The organism is Xenorhabdus thuongxuanensis (assembly GCF_001908095.1).
GTDB classification, from domain to species: domain Bacteria; phylum Pseudomonadota; class Gammaproteobacteria; order Enterobacterales; family Enterobacteriaceae; genus Xenorhabdus; species Xenorhabdus thuongxuanensis.
Genome location: NZ_MKGR01000007.1, coordinates 69323 through 91888, shown reverse-complemented (window position 1 = coordinate 91888; position 22566 = coordinate 69323). Strand labels below are relative to the sequence as shown.

21 protein-coding genes and 1 other annotated feature are annotated in these 22566 nt (G+C 40.6%); of the genes, 13 read left to right on the top strand and 8 right to left on the bottom strand.

The features are described 5' to 3' along the window. The first annotated feature begins 417 nt into the window (after nucleotides 1-417). The 4 genes from Xentx_RS06710 to htpX all read left to right on the top strand — a co-directional run bounded on the left by Xentx_RS06710 (nucleotide 418) and on the right by htpX (nucleotide 4901). Nucleotides 418-915 carry a GAF domain-containing protein gene (locus Xentx_RS06710; protein WP_074019494.1) on the top strand — a complete coding sequence of 166 codons (498 nt, stop codon included), beginning with the start codon at nucleotides 418-420 and terminating at the stop codon, nucleotides 913-915. 95 nt (nucleotides 916-1010) lie between these two features. Next, nucleotides 1011-1721: an RNA chaperone ProQ gene (gene proQ, locus Xentx_RS06705; RefSeq protein WP_074019493.1), complete on the top strand. Its 711-nt coding sequence runs from the start codon at nucleotides 1011-1013 to the stop codon at nucleotides 1719-1721. Nucleotides 1722-1740: 19 nt separating this feature from the next. Continuing rightward, nucleotides 1741-3837 carry a carboxy terminal-processing peptidase gene (gene prc, locus Xentx_RS06700; protein WP_074019492.1) on the top strand — a complete coding sequence of 699 codons (2097 nt, stop codon included), beginning with the start codon at nucleotides 1741-1743 and terminating at the stop codon, nucleotides 3835-3837. A gap of 179 nt (nucleotides 3838-4016) precedes the next feature. Beyond that, on the top strand, nucleotides 4017-4901 hold the full coding sequence (gene htpX / locus Xentx_RS06695; protein ID WP_074019491.1) for a protease HtpX: 885 nt from the start codon (nucleotides 4017-4019) through the stop codon (nucleotides 4899-4901). A gap of 140 nt (nucleotides 4902-5041) precedes the next feature. Here the strand turns inward: htpX and Xentx_RS06690 are convergent, their stop codons facing one another. The 3 genes from Xentx_RS06690 to hxpB all read right to left on the bottom strand — a co-directional run bounded on the left by Xentx_RS06690 (nucleotide 5042) and on the right by hxpB (nucleotide 8280). Beyond that, nucleotides 5042-6433 (bottom strand): L-cystine transporter, encoded by a 1392-nt coding sequence (locus Xentx_RS06690; RefSeq protein ID WP_074019490.1) that lies wholly within the window; start codon nucleotides 6431-6433, stop codon nucleotides 5042-5044. A gap of 391 nt (nucleotides 6434-6824) precedes the next feature. After that, entirely contained in the window at nucleotides 6825-7418 is a 594-nt protein-coding gene (locus Xentx_RS06685) for a metal-dependent hydrolase (protein ID WP_074019489.1), read from the bottom strand. Between the two features lie 193 nt (nucleotides 7419-7611). Continuing rightward, on the bottom strand, nucleotides 7612-8280 hold the full coding sequence (gene hxpB / locus Xentx_RS06680; protein WP_074019488.1) for a hexitol phosphatase HxpB: 669 nt from the start codon (nucleotides 8278-8280) through the stop codon (nucleotides 7612-7614). Nucleotides 8281-8487: 207 nt separating this feature from the next. Between hxpB and Xentx_RS06675 the strand changes: the two genes are divergently transcribed. Then, nucleotides 8488-9045, top strand: a complete 558-nt coding sequence (locus Xentx_RS06675; RefSeq protein ID WP_074019487.1) for a YniB family protein — start codon at nucleotides 8488-8490, stop codon at nucleotides 9043-9045. A gap of 154 nt (nucleotides 9046-9199) precedes the next feature. Here the strand turns inward: Xentx_RS06675 and Xentx_RS06670 are convergent, their stop codons facing one another. From Xentx_RS06670 to Xentx_RS06650, 5 genes are all read right to left on the bottom strand, one after another. After that, a complete protein-coding gene (locus tag Xentx_RS06670) occupies nucleotides 9200-10063 on the bottom strand; it encodes a fructosamine kinase family protein (protein WP_074019486.1) in 864 nt (287 codons plus the stop codon). A 132-nt stretch (nucleotides 10064-10195) separates the two neighbouring features. Beyond that, nucleotides 10196-11092, bottom strand: coding sequence for a metal ABC transporter permease (locus Xentx_RS06665; RefSeq protein ID WP_074019485.1), 897 nt, complete (start codon nucleotides 11090-11092; stop codon nucleotides 10196-10198). Beyond that, nucleotides 11089-11964, bottom strand: coding sequence for a metal ABC transporter permease (locus Xentx_RS06660; protein WP_074019484.1), 876 nt, complete (start codon nucleotides 11962-11964; stop codon nucleotides 11089-11091). The genes Xentx_RS06665 and Xentx_RS06660 overlap by 4 nt, the downstream gene beginning before the upstream one ends. Beyond that, nucleotides 11961-12872 carry a manganese/iron ABC transporter ATP-binding protein gene (locus tag Xentx_RS06655; protein ID WP_074019483.1) on the bottom strand — a complete coding sequence of 304 codons (912 nt, stop codon included), beginning with the start codon at nucleotides 12870-12872 and terminating at the stop codon, nucleotides 11961-11963. The genes Xentx_RS06660 and Xentx_RS06655 overlap by 4 nt, the downstream gene beginning before the upstream one ends. Next, nucleotides 12869-13783, bottom strand: a complete 915-nt coding sequence (locus Xentx_RS06650) for a metal ABC transporter substrate-binding protein (RefSeq protein WP_074019482.1) — start codon at nucleotides 13781-13783, stop codon at nucleotides 12869-12871. Before Xentx_RS06650 ends, Xentx_RS06655 begins: the two co-directional genes overlap by 4 nt. A gap of 300 nt (nucleotides 13784-14083) precedes the next feature. Between Xentx_RS06650 and Xentx_RS06645 the strand changes: the two genes are divergently transcribed. The 8 genes from Xentx_RS06645 to ihfA all read left to right on the top strand — a co-directional run bounded on the left by Xentx_RS06645 (nucleotide 14084) and on the right by ihfA (nucleotide 22555). Beyond that, nucleotides 14084-14761, top strand: coding sequence for a transglycosylase SLT domain-containing protein (locus tag Xentx_RS06645; RefSeq protein WP_074019481.1), 678 nt, complete (start codon nucleotides 14084-14086; stop codon nucleotides 14759-14761). A 607-nt stretch (nucleotides 14762-15368) separates the two neighbouring features. After that, nucleotides 15369-17297 carry a threonine--tRNA ligase gene (thrS, locus tag Xentx_RS06640; RefSeq protein ID WP_074019480.1) on the top strand — a complete coding sequence of 643 codons (1929 nt, stop codon included), beginning with the start codon at nucleotides 15369-15371 and terminating at the stop codon, nucleotides 17295-17297. Between the two features lie 3 nt (nucleotides 17298-17300). Further along, nucleotides 17301-17840: a translation initiation factor IF-3 gene (gene infC / locus Xentx_RS06635; RefSeq protein WP_074019479.1), complete on the top strand. Its 540-nt coding sequence runs from the start codon at nucleotides 17301-17303 to the stop codon at nucleotides 17838-17840. A 94-nt stretch (nucleotides 17841-17934) separates the two neighbouring features. Then, a complete protein-coding gene (gene rpmI, locus Xentx_RS06630) occupies nucleotides 17935-18132 on the top strand; it encodes a 50S ribosomal protein L35 (RefSeq protein WP_006118955.1) in 198 nt (65 codons plus the stop codon). A gap of 42 nt (nucleotides 18133-18174) precedes the next feature. After that, a complete protein-coding gene (gene rplT, locus Xentx_RS06625) occupies nucleotides 18175-18531 on the top strand; it encodes a 50S ribosomal protein L20 (RefSeq protein ID WP_010847342.1) in 357 nt (118 codons plus the stop codon). Nucleotides 18532-18662: 131 nt separating this feature from the next. Beyond that, nucleotides 18663-18787 (top strand) — a sequence feature (Phe leader region). Between the two features lie 81 nt (nucleotides 18788-18868). Beyond that, nucleotides 18869-19852: a phenylalanine--tRNA ligase subunit alpha gene (gene pheS / locus Xentx_RS06620; RefSeq protein WP_074019478.1), complete on the top strand. Its 984-nt coding sequence runs from the start codon at nucleotides 18869-18871 to the stop codon at nucleotides 19850-19852. Nucleotides 19853-19866: 14 nt separating this feature from the next. Then, entirely contained in the window at nucleotides 19867-22254 is a 2388-nt protein-coding gene (gene pheT / locus Xentx_RS06615) for a phenylalanine--tRNA ligase subunit beta (RefSeq protein ID WP_074019477.1), read from the top strand. Between the two features lie 4 nt (nucleotides 22255-22258). Then, a complete protein-coding gene (ihfA, locus tag Xentx_RS06610) occupies nucleotides 22259-22555 on the top strand; it encodes an integration host factor subunit alpha (protein ID WP_038233943.1) in 297 nt (98 codons plus the stop codon). The last annotated feature ends 11 nt before the right edge of the window (nucleotides 22556-22566 follow it).

The window sequence follows — 22566 nt, the reverse complement described above, 5'->3', positions numbered from 1 at the left end:
CGCGGCATGATGGTGAGGTCTGGTTGTTTTTTGGCGAAAGTAATTATACCAAATCATCATGCTGTCTAATAATCCCTCACAAAACATCAACACGCCCTAATAAGTAAATGAAAATAAAATAACCGCTTAAAGTAACAATAAGGTGTTTTATCATAAAAATATGAACAAAGGCACGATCCTGGGTGCAAATCTGGCGATCTTTTAAATAAGCTGTGATATGTCCCCAAATTTTATAAGTGAATACTGGTAAAAATAATTAAAGAAAATTTAAATTTAGGCAAAGAGACGGTATTCTGAAAGAAAATTTAAATCATAGTGACAGATTATGCTTAGAAATAGTCTGTCAAACATGGTAAAAATTTAATGTAAAATTATTGTTTTTATTTTGTTAAATATTGATCTGTTGCGTAGGAGCTTATGGATAAGAATAAATTTTATCAAGAGTTAGCAGATAGTCTGATGGCACTGCTATCAGGGGAATACGATCTTATCGCTTCTCTTGCTAACACAAGCGCATTGTTATACGAACGTTTGGATAATGTTAATTGGGTTGGCTTTTATTTAGTTGATGATGATACCCTGGTATTAGGGCCATTTCAGGGTAAGATCGCTTGCGTTCGTATTCCGGTAGGAAAAGGGGTATGTGGAACGGCTGTTGCAAATAAGAGTATACAGCGTATTTCTGATGTGCATGCTTTCCCTGGTCATATAGCCTGCGATGCCACCAGTAATGCTGAAATTGTACTTCCTTTAGAAGTTAATGGACAAGTTATTGGCGTTTTGGATATTGATAGCACGGTTTTTGATCGGTTTGACGAGAATGATGAAAATGGCTTGAAGGCGCTAGTTATCAGGCTTTGTAACCATTTGGAACAATGTGTTGTGTCAAAATATCTACAACAGAACGTAACTTAACATACGTATAACGTGGCATTTATCAGCAACACTATTATAATGTCGCCTGTTCATGCCTGCGCTGGTTGGCAAAACCGTTGTAATCAGGAAATTTCATGGAAAATCAACCTAAGTTGAACAGTAGTAAAGAAGTCATTGCTTTCTTGGCTGAGCGCTTCCCGCTTTGCTTTGTAGCAGAAGGTGAAGCACGTCCTTTGAAGATCGGGATCTTTCAGGACATCGTTGAACGTATTCAGGACGAGGAGTGTTTGAGTAAAACACAGCTCCGTTCTGCTTTGCGCTTGTATACTTCCAGTTGGCGTTATCTCTATGGTGTAAAAGAAGGAGCCCAGCGTGTCGACCTTGACGGGAACATGTGTGGCGAGCTGGAAATTGAACATATTGAACATGCGCGTCAGCAACTGGCAGAAGCGAAAGCGCGGGTACAGGCTCAACGATCTGAACAGAATGCCAAGAAACGTGAAACTGAAAACGTATCTGACAAGAAAAATGAACGCCCTGTGAATAAGAAACCGGCTCCTCGTCGTCAAAAGAGATCCGGTGATGGTGAAAAACGTCCAGTGCGTTCGCAAAACCGCCCGCAACAATCGCGTAAACCAGAAGATAAAACCATAAAAAAAATTGCACAGCCTGAGTTAAATTCAGTCACTGACGTATCCTCTTTGAAAGTTGGTCAGACAATCAAAGTCAATGTAGGAAAAAGCTTAATGGATGCATCTGTGCTTGAAATTGCAAAAGATGGTGTCAGAGTGCAGTTACCTACTGGTTTAGCAATGATTGTACGCGCAGAACACTTAAAGTTCTGATACGGAGGCCAACTTGGGCATGAACAAACTCATTACATTGGCTTTCGTTTTAGGTCTATCATTTTCTAGTATAGGTTATGCAGATACTATTAATGGCAATATCGCGAGTGGTAGTCACGCTACTAACGCCAATGTTATTAATAGTCACAATATGGCTGTTATCAGTCTGAGCCAGTTGCCGGTTTTAAAACCGGAACCACAGCATCCCACAGTAAGTAAGCGGATTGTTTCCCGCTTTCTTCGTTCTCATTATCGCCAGTTTTATCTGGATGCAGATTTTTCAGGAAAAATTTTTGATCGTTACCTGAATCAACTGGATTATGGACATAATGTTTTTTTAGCATCTGATATCGCGCAATTCGCGGTTCACAAGGGAGAATTAGGAAAAGAGCTTGAAAATGGCGATCTAAAACTTCCGTATGATCTATTTAATCTGATGCAAAAGCGCCGTTTTGAACGCTATCAATATGTGCTCGCTCGTTTAGAGCAACCTGTTGATTTAAACGATCATGACACCATTGAAACTGACCGTATCAAAGCACCATGGCCAAAGAGTATTGAAGAGTTGGATAGGCTTTGGGATGCCAAAATCAAATTTGATTGGATAAACCTCAAGTTATCTGGCAAAGACGATAAAGCAATCAAAGAAACTCTGACTAAACGCTACCGAACGTTATTAAAACGCCTTACACAAACCAAGAGTGAGGATGTTTTTCAAAGCATTATGATGGCTTTTGCCCGTGAAATAGATCCGCATACCAGTTATCTCTCACCTCGTGATACAGAACAGTTTAATTCAGAGATGAGCTTATCTCTTGAAGGCATCGGTGCTGTTTTACAATATGACGATGAATATGTTTCCATTCGTTCATTGCTTGCAGGTGGTCCCGCGGCTAAAAGCAATTTATTGAAAGTTGGAGATAAAATCATTGGTGTTGGGCAGGTAGACAAACCAATTGTTGATGTTGTTGGGTGGCGTTTGGAAGATGTCGTTGCTCTTATCAAAGGGCCGAAGGGGAGTAAAGTCCGCCTTGAAATCATCCCAAGTACGAAAGGGGCAAAGAACCACATTGTTACCTTGACTCGTGAGAATATCCGCCTTGAAGATAATGCTGTTAAGATGTCGGTGAAAAAGGTAGGGAAGGAAAAGGTTGGTGTTCTGGATATACCAAGTTTCTATGTCGGCTTGACTAACGATGTAAAAGTGCAGTTGCAGAAACTCACTAAACAGGGGGTTTCGTCGGTTGTTATTGATTTGCGTGGTAATGGTGGTGGGGCATTGACAGAAGCTGTATCGCTATCTGGCTTATTTATTCCTACTGGCCCCATTGTTCAGATTCGAGACAATACCGGCAGAGTGAAAGTAGAGGCAGATACAGATGAAGCAATATACTATAAAGGTCCTTTGGTCGTTCTGATTGACAATAGAAGTGCTTCTGCATCTGAAATCTTTGCGGCTGCAATGCAAGATTATGGCCGTGGATTAATTGTGGGAGAGCCTTCTTTTGGTAAAGGTACAGTTCAGCAATATCGCCCTTTGAATCGCATTTATGATCAAATGTTACGACCTGAATGGCCTGAAATTGGTTCTGTGCAATACACGATCCAGAAATTCTATCGAATAAATGGTGGTAGCACCCAGCTTAAAGGGGTAACGCCTGATATAATTATGCCGACAGGGGAAGAACCTTCTGAAATAGGGGAAAGCCAAGAGGATAATGCGTTACCTTGGGACAGCATTCAGCCTGCACATTATACTTCTTCGAAAGCGATTTCAGAGTTAACGCCGCTACTGACTAAGCAGCATAATCAACGGATTGTAAATGATCCTGAATTTAAATATATCAAACAGGATATTGCTTACTATAAAGCCATTAAAGAACGTAAGGGTGTTTACTCCTTGAACTATGCTCAAAGAGAGAAAGAAAACAAGGAATACGAAACAATCAAATTAAATCGTCTTAATGAACGCTTTAAACGAGAAGGTAAAAAAACACTCAAGTCACTTGATGATTTGCCAAAAGATTATAAAGGGCCAGATCCTTACTTAGATGAATCTGTAAAAATTGCATTGGATTTGGCGCATCAGCCCGCTGAAATGGCTGTAACGAGGTAGTCTTAAAATTCGTTATAGATAAAAGGCCGGCTTGGTAGTCGGCCTTTTTTATTATATTGTAAAGTTATGTTGTTTCTATCGCTTAACGTCTTAAAAAACTTGAATAATATGGGTGTTGTCCCCATCTTATGGCTTAACTCTTAGTTGAACTGTTTGATAATTAAAGGAAGCAAATTTATATGATGAGAATCGCCTTATTCCTCCTCACAAACCTTGCTGTCATGGTGGTGTTTGGAATAATACTTTCACTTACAGGAGTTCAGCGGAGCAGTGTTGCTGGTCTCATGATTATGGCTGGTTTGTTTGGTTTTGGTGGTGCATTCATTTCTTTGTTAATGTCGAAATGGATGGCTTTGCGCTCTGTTGGTGGTCAGGTTATTGAAAAACCTGCCAATGAAACTGAAGCCTGGTTGATGGAAACTGTACGTCGTCAGGCGGATCAAGTTGGAATTACTATGCCACAAGTGGCTATCTATGATGCCTTGGATATTAACGCATTTGCTACCGGGGCACGTCGTAATGCTTCTCTGGTTGCTGTTAGTACAGGGCTACTGAATAATATGAGCCGTGATGAAGCTGAAGCCGTCATTGCACATGAAATTAGCCATATTGCTAATGGTGATATGGTGACGATGACATTGTTGCAGGGTATCGTGAATACATTTGTTATCTTTATTTCACGTATCATTGCACAGGCCGCTGCAAGTTTCCTTTCCAGCAGCGATGATGAAAGTGAAAACAGCAGTAATGGTAATCCAATCGTTTACATGGTGATTTCCATGGTGTTGGAAATCGTATTTGGTATTCTGGCAAGTATTATTACCATGTGGTTCTCCCGTTACCGTGAATTCCATGCAGATGCAGGATCAGCGAAATTGGTTGGCCGCGAAAAGATGATTGCAGCATTGCAACGTCTTAAGACCAGTTATGAACCTCAGGAAGAGGGAAGAATGATGGCATTCTGTATTAATGGCAAAGCTAAGAGTTTCAGTGAGTTGTTCTTATCTCATCCGCCGTTAGATAAGCGCATTGAAGCCCTTCGTAGCGGTGAATATATAAAGTAGTGCTATTAGTTTCTAATAACCAATAGCTAATATAGATACAAAGCCGAGATCCATCATGGTTCTCGGCTTTATTTAATCTCCAGAGAAAATGCATGTCAGTGGCAGTGTGTTTTCTCTGGTTTATTTCATCAGATTTTGAATTAAGATTGGTCTAATACCACTTTTTCGTCTTGTTCAAACACCTTTTTATTGGTTTTTTTCATCAATTGACTAGTGATTGTACCTGCTGTCATAGCACCATTAACATTTAATGCTGTACGTCCCATGTCTATCAGAGGCTCAACAGAAATGAGCAGTGCCACTAGGGTAACAGGTAGGCCCATGGCAGGTAAAACAATCAATGCTGCAAATGTTGCGCCACCACCAACACCAGCCACCCCAGCAGAACTGATAGTCACAACTCCCACAAGAGTTGCAATCCACACTGGATCAAAGGGGTTAATACCTACGGTTGGAGCCACCATCACTGCTAACATAGCTGGATAAATGCCAGCACAGCCATTTTGCCCAATAGTCGCGCCGAAAGAAGCGGAGAAACTGGCAATAGACTCAGGTACACCAAGGCGACGAGTTTGTGTTTCAACATTCAGGGGAATACTTGCGGCGCTTGAACGGCTGGTAAATGCGAATGTCAGTACGGGGCCTGCTTTTTTAAAGAATTTCAGAGGATTGATACCCGTAAATGCCAAAAGACCGCCATGTACTACAAACATCAGGCCAAGGGCGATGTAAGAAGCAACAACAAAACTACCCAATTGAGTAATATCATGGATATTAGAACTGGCAACAACTTTGGTCATTAAAGCCATCACGCCGTATGGAGTGAGACGCATAACTAACCTAACCAGCTTCATTGTCCATGTTTGCAGAGTATCAATAGCAACGAGAGCTCGTTTACCGCGCTCCTGATCATCTTTAATCATTTGTAGCGCAGCAATGCCTAAAAATGTCGCAAAAACTACCACGCTAATAATGGAAGTAGGGCGTGCTCCCGTTAGGTCAGCAAAGGGATTTTTAGGGATAAAGGAGAGAATGATCTGAGGCACACTCATATCTGCAACTTTGCCAATATAACTGCTTTCAATTGCTAATAAACGAGCAGTTTCTTGAGTGCCCTGAATAAGCCCTGCTGCACTTAACCCAAATAAGTTGGCAATTACAATGCCGATCACAGCGGAAATCGCTGTAGTGAACAGTAATGTACCAATGGTAAAAAAGCTTATCTTTCCTAAGGAAGATGCTTTGTGTAAACGGGCAATGGCACTTAGGATAGAAGCAAAAACCAACGGCATGATAACCATTTGTAGTAGTTGTACATAACCATTACCAACAATATTGAACCATTTAATCGATTCTTTTACGGTAAGATTATCTGTTCCATAAATGATGTTTAATGCCAGCCCAAAAACGACACCTACGACTAGAGCCACAAGAACTTTTTTGGATAAGCTCCATTTATTTGAGCTCGTTTTTGCTAATAAAATAAGCAGTGCTACAAAAACTAGCACGTTGATGATGAGTGGTAAATTCATCTCTAGTCTCCAAAACTTATATACTCTTTATATTTCGAGTTGCGGTATGTAGCTTGGAATATAGATTTGTAAGTTGTATTCCAATTTGAAATTTATCGTCTACATACCATGAAATGCTTAAGATGAAATACTATCAGTATAAGAATTCCCTTTCTTATAATTAAATGGAATTTGATATAATTATTTTTCACTAGCTAGTTTAATTGGTTATATATCTTAATGTATTCTTATTGGTTTTTTGTTCAATTACAACTATTACAGTTATATATCATTTGTTTAAGATAATTTTTTTGTAAAGCAACGGGAGATAAATAAGAAATTGTTGATATTTTTCAGGTAACCCCATTTTAAAATGGGGTTACGATATTTGTTGTATATGTATATTGATCAGTTATTTGTAGAGATTCTGTAGCTTATCAATTGGTAATTTATCAAACTGGATTTTGTTAAATGGTAAGCTGTCGAAATAGCGAGCGAATGAGAAATTGATGTGTTGTGGAAGGATAATAGCGATCACCATTACCAGTACGGCAATAAAGCGTTCTGCTTTTTTACGTTCCTTACCTCTAAGAATAGGCAAACAAAAACGTATTCTTAGCGGCCATAATAGTGGAATACCGGCGGGAGTAAGCATGTCAGCAATAAGGTGGCTGATATAACCGATAACCATTGCATGGACAAAGTCAGTTGGAATGGGCCAATTAGAAGGGATTTCAGTTTGGAATAGAGTAACCCCCACGAGCAGAGCTAATAAACTATGTGTAAACCCACGATGTCCGCATAATCGTGCGATTGGAATGGATATAAAGCGAAATAATCTACCTAAGGTTGAGCTTGGATGGTCGATATCTGGCAACAATGAAGCCAGAAGTACGCCGGGAAGCATATGTAACCAGTCTCCCTGTGCTATTTCTGGAGTGATTTCTAGCTGGTGAGCCAATACAAGGCTGGCAACGGAAAAAAGAAGATGTCCTTCTGCTGTCATAACGATTTATACTAATTATTTATGCTAATTGCTGTTTATACATACAGTGACGCAGTATAGAGGGTTTTGCCTGAGGAAGATAGAGGGTAACCAGGAAAATTTTTCAAACTGTGGCTTGGTTAGTTGAGAGGAAGGCTGATATTTGCGCTGCCATATACAGAGAAATAAGTATTGATGAATGGCAGCGCAGTGGCTATTCAGTAATATTTTTTAGTGTTAATTTTTCCAGAGAATTCAGTTTGATGTCAGCCAGTGACCAACGGGGATCATCAAAATGGTGGGCGGCAGGAACGACAATTGAGCGCATTCTTGCCGCTTTGGTTGCTATCATACCGTTAAATGAATCTTCTAACGTAAGACAGTTAATTGGGTTGACTCCAAGTTGACTGGCTGCCAACAAATAAACCTCGGGATGTGGTTTGCTGTAAGGTAAGTGTGCAGCAGAAACGATAACATCGAAGTAATGTCGTAGGTTAAACAATCCGAGCACTTTTTCGATCATTTCATAGGGTGATGCGGAGGCCAGACCAATTTTTAACCCACATTCGCGACAGAGATTTAAAGCATGTTCTACTCCGGGTAGCAAGGGACGGTTTTTTTCAACTGATTGAACTACATAATTGATGATACGTTGCTCAACTTCACTTTTGGAAGTACCTTGCCAAGGTGATGCTTGATACCATAGCTCAACAACTTGATCTATCCGTAATCCCAATGTGTCAGGTAGGTTTTTTGCTAAATTTAAATCTAGTCCTAATTCACTGAATACGCTTTTTTCTCCTTGCTCCCAATAAGGTTCAGAATCAATCAGTAAACCATCCATATCAAAAACGGCGGCTTCTATAGATAAACAAAATGACATCTCAAATCTCTCCGCGATGATAACAGTGATTAAAGAGGTTTGATTGTAACAATTTCAATAAATTAAATCTCGTTATGAGTGATAGCAAAGAAAGAGATAATTTCATCAGTAAGGTAAGATAATGACTCCATAAATAGGATTAAAGTTGGTTCTTTATGAGCTATCATTGAGTAAAAAATAAAATTATTTATGCCAATGGAGAATGTAATGACGTATCAACAAGCTAGATATGTTGCTATCGCTAAGCGAATCTTGGGCTGGATTATTTTTGTCCCCTCCCTGTTGTCGACTTTTGTCTCAATGATTAATCTAGCCGCATGGCAACACGGAGTTAAAGGTGATGGTATTGGAAGTGGTGGTGTTAACGCGGTATTGAATGATTTTCTTCAGATGATGACAGAAATGATTAAATTCAATACACCATTTTTGGATTTTTTCTGGAAACATTCTCCAACACCTGATCGTATTGCTGGGATTACAGGGGAAAATACCAGTTTTATTGTCATATATATTCTGATGTTTGTGGGATTGGCAATGAGTGCGTCTGGTTTGAGAATGTATCGTCAATTTAAGTTCATCAAAGAACGTATTGAAGATCAAATGATCTTTGAACACGCGCAAGAAAGTGGAATAACCAAGGAACAATTAGCGGCTAAAATTGAGTTCCCCCGTCACTCTTTATTCAGCCAGATTTTTATCCTTTACATATCACCAATTATTATCGGTGCAATTGCTTACTTCTTATTTAAAATTTTAGGATGGTAATGAGATTAATTGATAGCTAATAACAGCACAAAGATGCTCTATGCAGCGCTTGGTCTAAAATAAATTTATATCTTTAATATAATGAATTTTATTTTTTTGATTAATTGGGTAATTATCAGTAATTAAATGTGATATTAATCAGGTTATTCCGTGTCTATTCAGATAAAAGATTATCAATCATATTTTGTACTAAAATAAAATTCTCTCCGCCGAAAAGATTACATTTGTTTAATAAATGGTAAAGTTGGTAAATAGGTTGACGTTCAAGGAAATCTTTAGGCAATGGCCAGACACTCTGGTAACCATCAAATATTTGTAAAGGAAGATCTGGGTAAAGTGGCAACATCGCCAGATCACATTCGCGATCTCCCCAATAGCAGGCAGGATCAAAAGTGACAGCACAACTATCGTTCAACGATGCACAGTTCATAGGCCATAGATCACCATGCAGGAGAGAGGGTTGGGGGTGGTGGTGACGGAGTTTGTCACTGATTATTTGAACAATTTGGCTAATATTTCCAAATACTATTCCTTTATCAGCAGCAAGTTGCAACTGCCATCCGATGCGTTTTTCGGCATAGAAATGATCCCAGCGCTTTTGCCATCCGTTAGGTTGTATGGTGGTTGCTAGCATGTTATCAAAATCAAAACCAAATTTAGGTTGTTCACTCCATTGATGTAGCTTTGCAAGATGTTGACCAAAAAGATACGCGCTATGCGCGTTAAATGGTTTTATAGGCAAATGTTCCAGTAATAGGAAGCTATAGTTGCGGTCGTGGCCTACACCATAAACATCGGGAACACGGGTTGTTTTGCTACGAGCCAGTAATTCCAGTTGTTCTGCTTCTGCTTTAAAAATTGGCAGCATTTCTTTCACGTTGGATTTGATAAAGATATGTTGTTCACCATATTTAATATGCCAGGCACGGTGAATATCTCCGCCTACCAATTCCTCTTTATCGTGAATTTCAGCGTTGCCAAAATGCTCACTTAATAGACGGTTCACTGTTTGCCACATGCTTCACCTCATTAAGTTGACAATTGCTATGCTTATATTACAGACAGATGTAACATTTGAACAGGATAAAAGGAATTTTAATAGGAATTAATAAGGCCATATCTCAAATTTGATATGGCACTCTATTATTTTTTAATTTGATTTTTCTGGAATTGATGCATTTTGGGACGAAATTTTTTCAAGCGTTCCCTTGTTTGCCTTCTTGTAAGCGAGTTTTATTTGGTCATAAATGAGTGCAATAGTGAAGAAAATTGCCTGAATGATTACGATACAGGGGCCTGTTTCACCATCAATATGGAAGCTAATGATTGTGCCAAGTACGCTGGATGATATAGAAGCAACCATTGCCACAATCAGCATACGATCAAAACTCCGGCAAAGTATAAAAGCAATAATGCCGGGGGAGATTAACATCGCGATAACCAAGATGATACCGACGGCCTGCAACGATGCGACAATTGTTAGGGCCAACAGCGATAATAACCCGTAATGGAGAAGTTTTACGGGAAGGCCAACTACTCGTGCTTGATTAGGATCGAAGCAGTAGAGCATAAAATCTTTTCTTTTTAGCAACATAATAGCTAGTGTGATCCCTGCAATGCAAAGTGTTTGGAGTAATTCATGCTGGGTAATACCGAGTATGCTGCCGAATAAAATATGTGTCAGGTGTTGATCCGTATCTATACGAGTAAATAGTACTAACCCAAATGCAAACATACCTGAGAAAACAATCCCCATGACGGTATCTTCTTTGATTCGGCTATGTTCTTTTAGATACCCTGTAGCGAATGCACAAGATATACCGGAAAGGAAAGCACCTATTGCAAGTGGTATGCCCGCTACAAAAGCGAGCACGATACCTGGCAAAACCGCATGGGAAATAGCATCTCCCATTAATGACCAACCTTTTAATACCAAGTAACAGGAAAGTACAGCACAAACAGCTCCTACCATCATGGCAGCATAGATGGCTCGTCGCATAAACTCATGCATGAAAGGTTCAGTAATTAATTCAATAAATGTGTTCATGGGCGTTGTTCCTGAATCAATGCTAGAGATTCCTTTCTGGCTCGTCTGCGAGAGGCCAACATGCCATGTTTAGGGGCAAAAAAGAACGCAAGTAAGAAAATCACTGTTTGCATGGTGACAATAACTCCACCAGTTGCACCATTGAGGAAATAGCTCACATATGCACCGAAACCACTTGTGAGTGAACCAATGGCGACGGCAATAATCAACAAATGTTTAAATCTATCTGTTAATAAATAGGCAGTTGCACCAGGCGTTACAACCATTGCGATAACCAAGATAGCGCCTACTGTCTGTAATGCAGCAACAGTACAAGCACTTAATAAAGTGAAGAAAATGATTTTCAATCGTAACGGTGATAATCCAATAGAGCGAGCATGGGTTTCATCAAAGAAGACAACCAATAGATCTTTCCAAAGTACCATTAAGGTAATGAAGGAAACTGCAATAATGATTTCAACTTGTAAAACATCTTCATCAGCAATTCCCAGAATATTGCCTAAAATAATGGTTTGTACATTCACGGATGTAGGGTTTAAAGAAACGATCAATAATCCGACGGCAAAAAAAGTGGAGAATATAAAACCTATCACAGCATCTTCACGTAGCCGAGTAATATGACGCACCAATGTCATTGATAATGCAGCGAGCATCCCTGTAAAAAAAGCACCACCTGCATAAGGTAAACCGAGAGCATATGCACCTGCCACACCGGGCACAACAGAGTGGGAGAGGGCGTCACCCATCAGTGACCAACCTTTTAGCATCAGATAAGCAGATAAGAAAGCACAAACAGCTCCAACAATGGCACTTACCCACATGGCTTTCACCATGTAGTTGTAATTGAATGGTTGTAAAAGCAGTTCCATCATGGTTGATTTTCCTTTTGTTTGGGGTTTTGCCGTGGTGGAATATGATGAGTATGCCCATAAAAGACGGCAGCACGCTCATCATCGGTGATGACTGTCAATGAACGTGGATCATCATCTTTATGTAGCTCAGGAGCGGAAAGATTAATATGACGCAAGACACCACCGAAGGTAATTTCCAGATTTTTTTGAGTAAATGTGTTTTCAGTTTGGCCACTTGCAAGCACTGTCCGGTTGATCAAAATAACGTGATCACAAAATTCAGGTACACTGCCAAGGTTATGCGTTGATACTAAGACCAAATGCCCTTCTTCACGTAAGTTACGAAGTAAGTCAATGATGGCATTTTCTGTTTTAACATCTACTCCAGTAAAAGGCTCATCCAATAGCAAAACTTTCCCTTCTTGAGCTAATGCACGGGCTAAAAATGCTCGTTTTTTCTGACCACCAGAAAGCTCACCAATTTGGCGATCACGCAATTCTGTCAGTCCGACACGTTCAAGGGCTTTATTGACAATTTCATGATCACGTTTGCTGGGACGGCGCAAAAATCCCATTTTTCCATAGCGTCCCATCATTACGACATCGGAAACCAGAACCGGAAAATTCCAATCTACATCCTCAGTTTGAGGAACATATGCGATGATATTTTGTTTTAATGCGGCTCTGATAGGTTGTTTGTTGAGAGTCACTTTTCCTTGTGAAGGTGTTACTAATCCCATGATTGTTTTGAATAAAGTGGATTTACCACTGCCATTCATACCTACCAGCGCACAAATTGTGCCGCCAGTAATGTCAAAACTGGCCTCATAAATAGCAGTATGCCCATTGTTGTAAGTGACAGTGGCGTTATCCACAATTAAATGAGGATGCTCAAATAACGATTGGTGGTTTAATGATGAACGATTCATTGATTAAATCCTTTTGCGATAGTGTCTACAGTAGTGTTAAGTAGATCAATATAAGTTGGAACCGGTCCTTTTTGAGTGGAAAGGGAGTCTACATAAAGTACCCCACCGTAACTTGCTCCCGTTTCTTTACTGACTTGCCTTGCTGGTTTATCTGAAACAGTGCTTTCACTGAAGACAACAGGGATCTTATTGACCCTTACTGTATCAATGACACGGCGAACTTGTTGTGGGGAACCTTGTTCTTCAGCATTGATTGGCCACAAGTAAACTTCTTTGAAGCCATAATCTTGTGTGAGATAGCTGAAAGCGCCTTCACTGGTTACCAGCCAGCGTTGTTCTTCAGGAATACGAGAAAGACGCTCTCTAAGAGGCGCATCTAATTGAGCCATTTTTTCTGCATAAGCTTTAGCATTACGATTATAAATTTCGGCATTCTCAGGATCATATTTGACAAAAGCTTTACGGATATTTTCTATATAGATCAGCGCATTCTTTGGCGACATCCAGGCATGAGGGTTAGGATTTTTATTGTAAGGACCTTCACGAATCGGTAGAGGAGTAATACCTTCGGTTATAACTGCAGTAGGTATGTCTTGCATGTTTTCAAAGAAGCGTTCGAACCAGCGTTCTAAATTTAAGCCATTCCAGAGGATAAGGTCTGCACGCTGTGCTTTGATGATATCTTTGGGAGTGGGCTGATAATCATGGATTTCTGCACCAGCTTTAGTGATTGACTCGACAATTGCTGCGTCTCCTGCAACATTTTGAGCCATATCTTGAATAATAGTAAATGTTGTAACCACTCTGAATTTTTTGTCTGCATGAGCTTGCTGGCTGAATAACACCATTGTGAATAGAACAAGGATCAGATTAACTATCGGAAAAGTAGAGAGAGAACGTTTTTTATTCATTATGGTAAACCTTACTTGTTGTACATATAATTATTGATAATGATTATCAGTATCATTTATGTAAAGTCAAGGTGATAGCGAACGAAATTGGTGATAGATTCGTAGACGCCTCTTAAATTTTTACTGATTGATATGGCAACGACAAGCTTCATGCGAACAAAAAACCAGTATGTTGTCTACATCTACTCACTGGTAATAAAGGAATTTATTTTGATTTTGATAAGTGATAGAAAAATATTTTTGGCTTATCGGTAAAATTATATATCCTTTATAGGATTAATTTTATTTAGAGGAAGCAGCGTGAAATTAAAACTCCGTTACATTGCGGTGGCATTGTTATTGTCAGGATGTGCTAACCAACAAGTACATCAATCAGACATTAGTAGACAAGCAACGGCAAAACGTATGCTTGATGGCAATAAGGCTGCTTTTGATACTCGTAAATTGACAAATAGGTTTAAACCCACTCCATTTGATGGTTTGATTGCGCAAGCCGCAAGACGTTATGGTGTTGATGAAACGCTTATCAAAGCGATTATTCAGGTGGAATCAGGTTTTCGCCCAGAGGTTGTTAGTAAATCGAATGCAGTTGGACTAATGCAGATTAAGGCATCTACGGCTGGGCGAGATGCTTACAGAGTAAAAGGAAAATCAGGACAGCCAACCACGCGTGAATTGAAAGATCCTGAAACTAACATTGACCTTGGTACTGCCTATATTAGCATTTTGAAACAACAGCATTTGGAAGGTATCTCCAATCCAGAAACACTGTACTATGCAACGATAGTTGCTTATGTAAATGGTGCAGGGGCATTGCTGCGAACGTTTGATGCAAACCGGACTTTGGCAATTAATAAAATTAATAGAATGACACCGAATGAGTTTTATCAATATGTCCAAAATAATCACCCTGCACCACAGGCTCCACGTTATTTATGGAAAGTTAAAAATGCTTATCGTGCTTTGGATATTCAATAATTGTAATCTGTGAATTTTCATTAGAATAAACCTGATGGCCTGTTTTTTGAATAAAATGGTCTGTTCAATAAAGATAATTATTAGACGATAAAAATAAATTGAACTAATTGGATGTAAGGGGCATTTTATAGGTGACTAACATTCACCTCTTATTTAAGGAAGAGGCATAAAAATGTTCTCTATGCTCCAGATAAACCAGAAGAAAGATTTTTAATGGTAATTATTGGAAAAATAAAATCATAAAAACTGATTGTTATTTATAATTATATTAGGCTGTCTCTATATTAAAGAATACTTAATATAGTAGGTAGATACGGTTTTTTTACTTATTAATTATTGCAATTTTAAATTTCCATTAAGTGGTGTAATTGCATAGAGATAGTTTAAATATATTCCCACAGAGCTATTTTAACACCTACTCTGTGTGCTAGTATGTCGGGCGAATTGGGGCAAATGTACCGGATACATTTTGAAAATGTGACCTTAAATCTGTACACCTCTTGCGGAGTGAAGCAAGGATTTGTTTCTAATGTGCTGATTAATAATAAATTTGATTTAATACAAGTGATCTTTCGTGCGGGTCACCACTGTATATAAGGATTTTTAAATGCCTGTAATTACTCTTCCTGACGGTAGTCAACGTCAATTTGAGCATGCTGTTTCCGTAATGGATGTGGCTCGTGATATCGGTGCTGGTTTGGCAAAAGCATGTATCGCTGGCCGTGTTAATGGTGAATTGGTTGATGCTTGTGAATTAATCGAGACTGATGCCAATCTTGCTATTATCACCAGCAAAAATGAAGAAGGTTTGGAAATTATCCGTCATTCATGTGCACATTTGTTGGGTCATGCAATTAAACAGTTGTGGCCTGATACGAAAATGGCTATCGGTCCTGTTATTGACAATGGTTTCTACTATGACGTTGATTTAGACCGCTCTTTGACGCAGGAAGATATCGAACTGCTTGAAAAACGTATGCTGGAACTTGCTAAAAAAGACTACGATGTCATCAAGAAAAGGGTTGGCTGGCAAGAAGCGCGTGACACATTTGCGGCTCGTGGTGAAGAGTATAAGATCCAGATTTTGGATGAAAATATTAGTCGCGATGATCGTCCAGGTTTGTATCACCATGAAGAATACGTTGATATGTGCCGTGGACCGCATGTTCCTAATATGCGTTTCTGCCATCACTTTAAACTGCAAAAAGTTGCAGGGGCATACTGGCGTGGCAATAGTGACAACAAAATGTTGCAGCGTATTTATGGTACTGCATGGGCTGATAAAAAACAGCTTAATGCCTATTTACAGCGTTTGGAAGAAGCAGCAAAACGCGATCATCGTAAAATTGGTAAGCAGCTTGACCTGTATCATATGCAGGAAGAAGCACCAGGTATGGCGTTTTGGCACAATGATGGCTGGACAATTTTCCGTGAATTAGAAACTTTCGTTCGCATGAAGCTCAAAGAGTACCAATACCAGGAAGTAAAAGGCCCATTTATGATGGACCGTATTCTGTGGGAAAAAACAGGGCACTGGGAAAACTATAAAGAAAATATGTTCACAACTTCATCGGAAAACCGTGAATATTGTGTAAAACCGATGAACTGCCCTGGTCATGTTCAGATTTTTAACCAAGGGTTGAAATCCTATCGTGACTTGCCGTTGCGTATGGCTGAATTTGGTAGCTGTCATCGTAACGAACCATCAGGCGCGTTACATGGTTTGATGCGTGTACGTGGCTTTACTCAAGATGATGCACATATCTTCTGTACTGAAGATCAAATCCTTCAAGAAGTCAGTAGCTGTATCAAAATGATTTACGATGTGTATGGCACATTTGGCTTTGAGAAGATTGTTGTTAAATTATCAACTCGCCCAGAAAAACGTATTGGTACGGAAAAACAGTGGGATGAAGCAGAAGCGGATCTTGCTGAAGCATTAACCCGAAACGACATTGAATTTGAATACCAGCCGGGTGAAGGGGCATTTTATGGCCCTAAAATTGAATTTACTCTATATGATTGTTTGGATCGTGCGTGGCAATGTGGTACTGTGCAACTCGATTTTTCACTACCGGCACGCCTGAACGCGTCATATGTAGGTGAAAATAACGAACGTAAGATTCCTGTCATGATTCACCGCGCGGTTCTGGGATCGCTGGAACGGTTTATTGGTATCCTGACAGAAGAGTATGCTGGGTTTTTCCCAACATGGTTGGCACCTCAGCAGGTTGTCGTTATGAATATTACTGATGGCCAGTCAGATTATGTACAGGAATTGGTTAAAAAACTTCAAGATGCAGGCATTCGTGCAAAAGCAGACTTGAGAAACGAGAAGATTGGTTTTAAAATCCGTGAACACACTCTGCGTCGTGTACCTTATATGCTTGTTTGTGGTGATAAAGAGGTCGAGTCAGGAAAAGTATCTGTTCGTACTCGCCGCGGCAAAGATTTAGGTAGCATTGAGATCAGTGAGTTTACAGAAAAACTGCTGACAGAAATACGCAGTCGTAATCTTCACCAATTGGAGGAATAAGGTATTAAAGGCGGAAAAAGAATTCAACCGGCGCGCCCAAATCGCATTAATGAAGAGATTCGCGCCTCTGAAGTTCGTTTAACTGGATTAGATGGCGAACAGATTGGTATTGTCAGTCTGAGAGAAGCTCTCGAAAAAGCTGAGGAAGCTGGTGTTGATTTAGTTGAAATCAGCCCAAATGCCGAACCGCCGGTTTGTCGTATTATGGATTACGGCAAGTTCCTCTATGAGAAGAGTAAGTCAGTCAAAGAACAGAAAAAGAAACAAAAGGTTATTCAGGTTAAGGAAATTAAATTCCGTCCTGGTACAGATGAAGGCGACTATCAGGTCAAACTACGCAACCTGATTCGTTTTCTGGAAGATGGCGATAAAGCCAAAATCACCCTGCGTTTCCGTGGGCGTGAAATGGCACACCAGCAGATTGGTATTGAGATGCTTAACCGTATCCGTGACGATCTGAGTGAACTGGCAGTGGTTGAATCCTTCCCAACGAAGGTTGAAGGCCGCCAGATGATCATGGTGCTCGCTCCTAAGAAGAAATAGTCAGGCAAACAAGTAATGGGCTCCAGTTAATTCTGGCTGGGGTCTATTCGCCTTACTAGTTCGTTGTAATTAACAATGCGAAGTGGATATTAAAATGCCAAAGATTAAAACAGTACGCGGCGCAGCTAAACGCTTTAAAAAAACCGCAAGCGGCGGTTTCAAGCGTAAGCACGCTAACCTTCGTCACATTCTGACTAAAAAATCAACTAAGCGTAAACGTCATTTACGTCCAAAAGGCATGGTCTCCAAAGGTGATCTGGGCCTGGTTGTTGCTTGTCTGCCGTACGCATAAGCAATTTTTTAGATTAGAACTCAGAGACGATAGGAGAAGTATATGGCTCGCGTAAAACGTGGTGTTATTGCCCGTGCACGTCACAAAAAAATTCTGAAACAAGCGAAAGGTTACTACGGTGCTCGTTCGCGCGTTTATCGTGTTGCTTTCCAGGCTGTTATCAAAGCTGGTCAGTACGCTTACCGTGACCGCCGTCAGCGTAAACGTCAATTCCGTCAATTGTGGATTGCACGTATCAACGCTGCTGCACGTCAGAACGGCATGTCTTACAGCCGTTTCATCAACGGCCTGAAAAAGGCTTCGATTGAAATCGACCGTAAGATCTTGGCTGACATCGCTGTATTCGACAAAGTAGCATTCGCTGCTCTGGTTGAAAAAGCGAAGGGCGCTCTGGCATAAGTCAGGTTAAAAGAGGGAGCTTGCTCCCTCTTTTACTTTTTTCCAAAAGATTAGATAATATCTGGGATCAGACTAGTATTGTGGTTCAGATTGCGATTGGTGAATACAAGAAGGGTACAGGAGAAAGAACGCAAATGATAAAGTTAGCCTTTTTTCGTTTCTTTTTTTACTTTAACACCTGAGATCAGGGGGCTTCGCGCGTAAGAAAAGAAACGAAAAATAGCGCCTGAGCCTCCAGTGTGGAGGCTTTTTTATTTTTATGTCCTCATTAGTCAATAACATGAGGACATAGTCAATAACAACTAAAGGGCCATCAGGCCAAAGGAAGAGGAAAACGATGTCACATCTTACTGAGCTGGTTGCAAATGCAAAAGCAGCCGTGGAAGGAGCCCAGGATGTTGCCGCGTTGGATTTGGTGCGAGTTGAATACCTGGGAAAAAAAGGCCATTTAACCCTCCAGATGTCATCGCTGCGTGACTTACCAGCTGAAGAACGTCCAGCGGCAGGGGCTGTTATTAATCAGGCAAAACAAGAAGTTCAAGAAGCCTTGAATGCGCGTAAGGTAAAGCTGGAAGCTGATATTTTGAATGCACGTTTAGTGGCAGAAAAAATCGATGTTTCATTGCCTGGCCGTCGTATGGAAAATGGTGGTTTGCACCCTGTTACCCGCACGATTGAACGTATTGAAACTTTCTTTGGTGAGTTGGGCTTTTCTGTTGAATCTGGCCCAGAAATCGAAGATGACTATCATAACTTTGATGCTCTGAATATTCCTGCACACCATCCTGCGCGTGCTGATCATGATACTTTTTGGTTTGATGCGACGCGTTTGCTGCGTACCCAAACTTCTGGGGTACAAATCCGTACCATGAAAGAACGTCAGCCACCAATCCGTATCATTGCGCCAGGGCGTGTGTACCGTAATGATTACGATCAGACACATACCCCAATGTTCCATCAGGTAGAAGGGTTGATTGTTGATAAAAATATCAGCTTTACTAACCTGAAAGGTACATTGCATGACTTTTTGAATAACTTCTTTGAAGAAGATATGCAGGTACGTTTCCGTCCTTCTTATTTTCCATTTACAGAACCTTCCGCAGAAGTTGATGTGATGGGCAAAAATGGGAAATGGTTAGAAGTTTTGGGTTGCGGCATGGTGCACCCTAACGTATTGCGCAATGTTGGTATCGATCCTGAAATTTATTCTGGTTTTGCCTTTGGCATGGGAATGGAGCGTCTGACCATGCTGCGTTATGGTGTTACAGATTTGCGGGCATTCTTCGAAAATGATTTGCGTTTCCTCAAACAATTTAAATAAGGCGGGTATATCACATGAAATTCAGTGAACTCTGGTTACGCGAGTGGACAAACCCAGCCATTAATAGTGAAGCATTGTCTGATCAAATCACCATGGCTGGTTTGGAAGTTGATGGTGTTGAAAAAGTGGCAGGTCAATTCCACGGTGTATTTGTTGGTGAAGTTGTTGAGTGTGGACAACATCCAAATGCAGATAAATTGCGTGTCACAAAAGTTAATGTCGGCGGCGAACGTCTGTTGGACATTGTCTGTGGTGCACCTAATTGCCGTCAAGGGCTTCGTGTCGCTGTTGCTACAGTTGGTGCTGTGCTACCAGGTGATTTTAAAATTAAACCAGCGAAATTACGAGGCGAGACATCAGAAGGCATGTTGTGTTCGTTTTCTGAACTAGGTATTGCCGACGATCAGGATGGCATTATTGAGTTGCCAGCAGATGCTCCAATTGGTGTTGATCTGCGTGATTACATGAAATTAGATGATCACGCGATTGAGATCAGCATTACACCAAACCGTGCTGACTGCCTGAGCATCATGGGGGTTGCCCGTGACGTTGCGGTTATCAATAAATTGTCCATGACAGAGCCGAAAATTGAAGCGGTTAAACCAACTACAGATGCAACATTCCCTATTCGTGTTGACGCTCCTGAAGCCTGCCCACGCTATTTGGGGCGCGTGATCAAGAATGTGAACGTCAAGGCAACCACCCCATTGTGGATACGCGAAAAACTGCGTCGTGGAGGTGTTCGTTCCATTGATCCGGTTGTTGACATCACCAACTATGTTTTACTCGAATTAGGCCAGCCATTGCATGCGTTCGACTTAGAACGTTTGAATGGTTCAATTATTGTTCGCTTCGCTGAGCAAGGTGAAAAACTCACTCTGCTGAATGGTAATGAAACCGAACTTTCTACTGAAACACTTATCATTTCTGATGCAAAACAACCAGTTGCTATGGCTGGTATTTTCGGTGGAGAATATTCTGGTGTTAATGCAGAAACACAGCATATTCTGCTAGAATGTGCATTCTTTGCGCCACTGGCGATTATTGGCCGTGCTCGCCGTTATGGTTTGCATACCGATGCTTCTCACCGTTTTGAACGTGGTGTTGATCCACAGCTTCAGCATAAAGCAATGGAATATGCCACTCAGTTGTTGATTGACATTTGTGGGGGAGAAGCAGGAGAAATCGTTGATGTTACTAGCGAATCTCACTTACCAAAATCAGCAACGATTACGCTTAATCGTAATAAACTGGATCGTTTGATTGGTCATCATATTACTGATGAACAAGTAACCGATATTCTGACGCGTTTAGGCTGCCAGGTAACAGTCCAGAATGGTAGCTGGCAAGCTGTTGCACCTAGCTGGCGTTTTGATATGCAAATCGAGGAAGATCTTGTTGAAGAGGTCGCCCGTATTTACGGTTATAACAACATTCCTGACGTACCAGTGCGTGCAGATCTGATTATGACTTCACATCGTGAAGCTGATTTGCCATTGAAACGGGTTAAAACAATGTTGGTGGACAGAGGTTATCAAGAAGTAATTACTTACAGCTTCGTTGATCCTAAGGTTCAGAAATATCTTCACCCACAGGAACAAGCGTTGATCTTGCCTAATCCGATTTCGGCGGATATGTCTGCAATGCGTTTGTCCTTGTTGACAGGATTATTGACCACTGTCGCCTATAACCAAAACCGTCAACAAAACCGTGTTCGTTTATTTGAAACAGGGTTGCGTTTTGTGCCGGATGCAAATGCCGAACATGGTATTCGTCAGGAATTAATGCTCGGTGGTGTTATTGCAGGAAACCGGTTCGAAGAGCACTGGTCGATTGAAAAACAAGCAGTTGATTTCTTTGATTTGAAGGGTGATTTAGAATCTGTTTTAGAACTGACAGGTAAACTATCTAACATTTCCTTTAAGGCAGAAGAACATCCTGCTTTACATCCTGGGCAAAGTGCTGGGATTTATCTGGAAAATAATTACATTGGTTATATCGGTGTTGTTCATCCAGAACTGGAGCGTAAACTTGACTTAAACGGCCGTACCGTGGTATTCGAGTTATTATGGACTGGTCTGGTAGACCGCGTGATCCCTGAGATGAAGGAAGTTTCTCGCTTCCCATCTAACCGCCGCGATATCGCCATCGTTGTGCCTGAAAATGTAGCCGCAGAAGATATTCTGGCTGAATGTAAGAAAGTTGGCGTAAATCATATAGTTGGCATAAACTTATTTGACGTGTATTGTGGTAAAGGTGTCGCGGAAGGCTACAAGAGCCTTGCTATTAGCTTAATCTTGCAGGATACCATGCGTACACTGGAAGAAGAAGAAATTGCTGCGACTGTCAACAAATGCGTTGCTGCATTAGAACAGCGATTCCAAGCATCCTTGAGGGACTGAACTTATGGCGCTTACTAAAGCTGAAATGTCAGAAAATCTGTTTGAAAAACTGGGTATTAGCAAGCGTGACGCTAAAGATCTGGTAGAAATGTTCTTTGAAGAAGTTCGTCGTTCTTTGGAGAATGGGGAGCAAGTGAAATTATCTGGATTCGGCAACTTTGATTTGCGAGACAAAAATCAACGTCCAGGCCGTAATCCAAAAACAGGTGAAGATATTCCGATTACGGCTCGCCGTGTTGTCACTTTTCGCCCTGGTCAAAAATTGAAAAACCGAGTGGAAAAAGCGTTACCCAAAGAATAACTACATAAAAA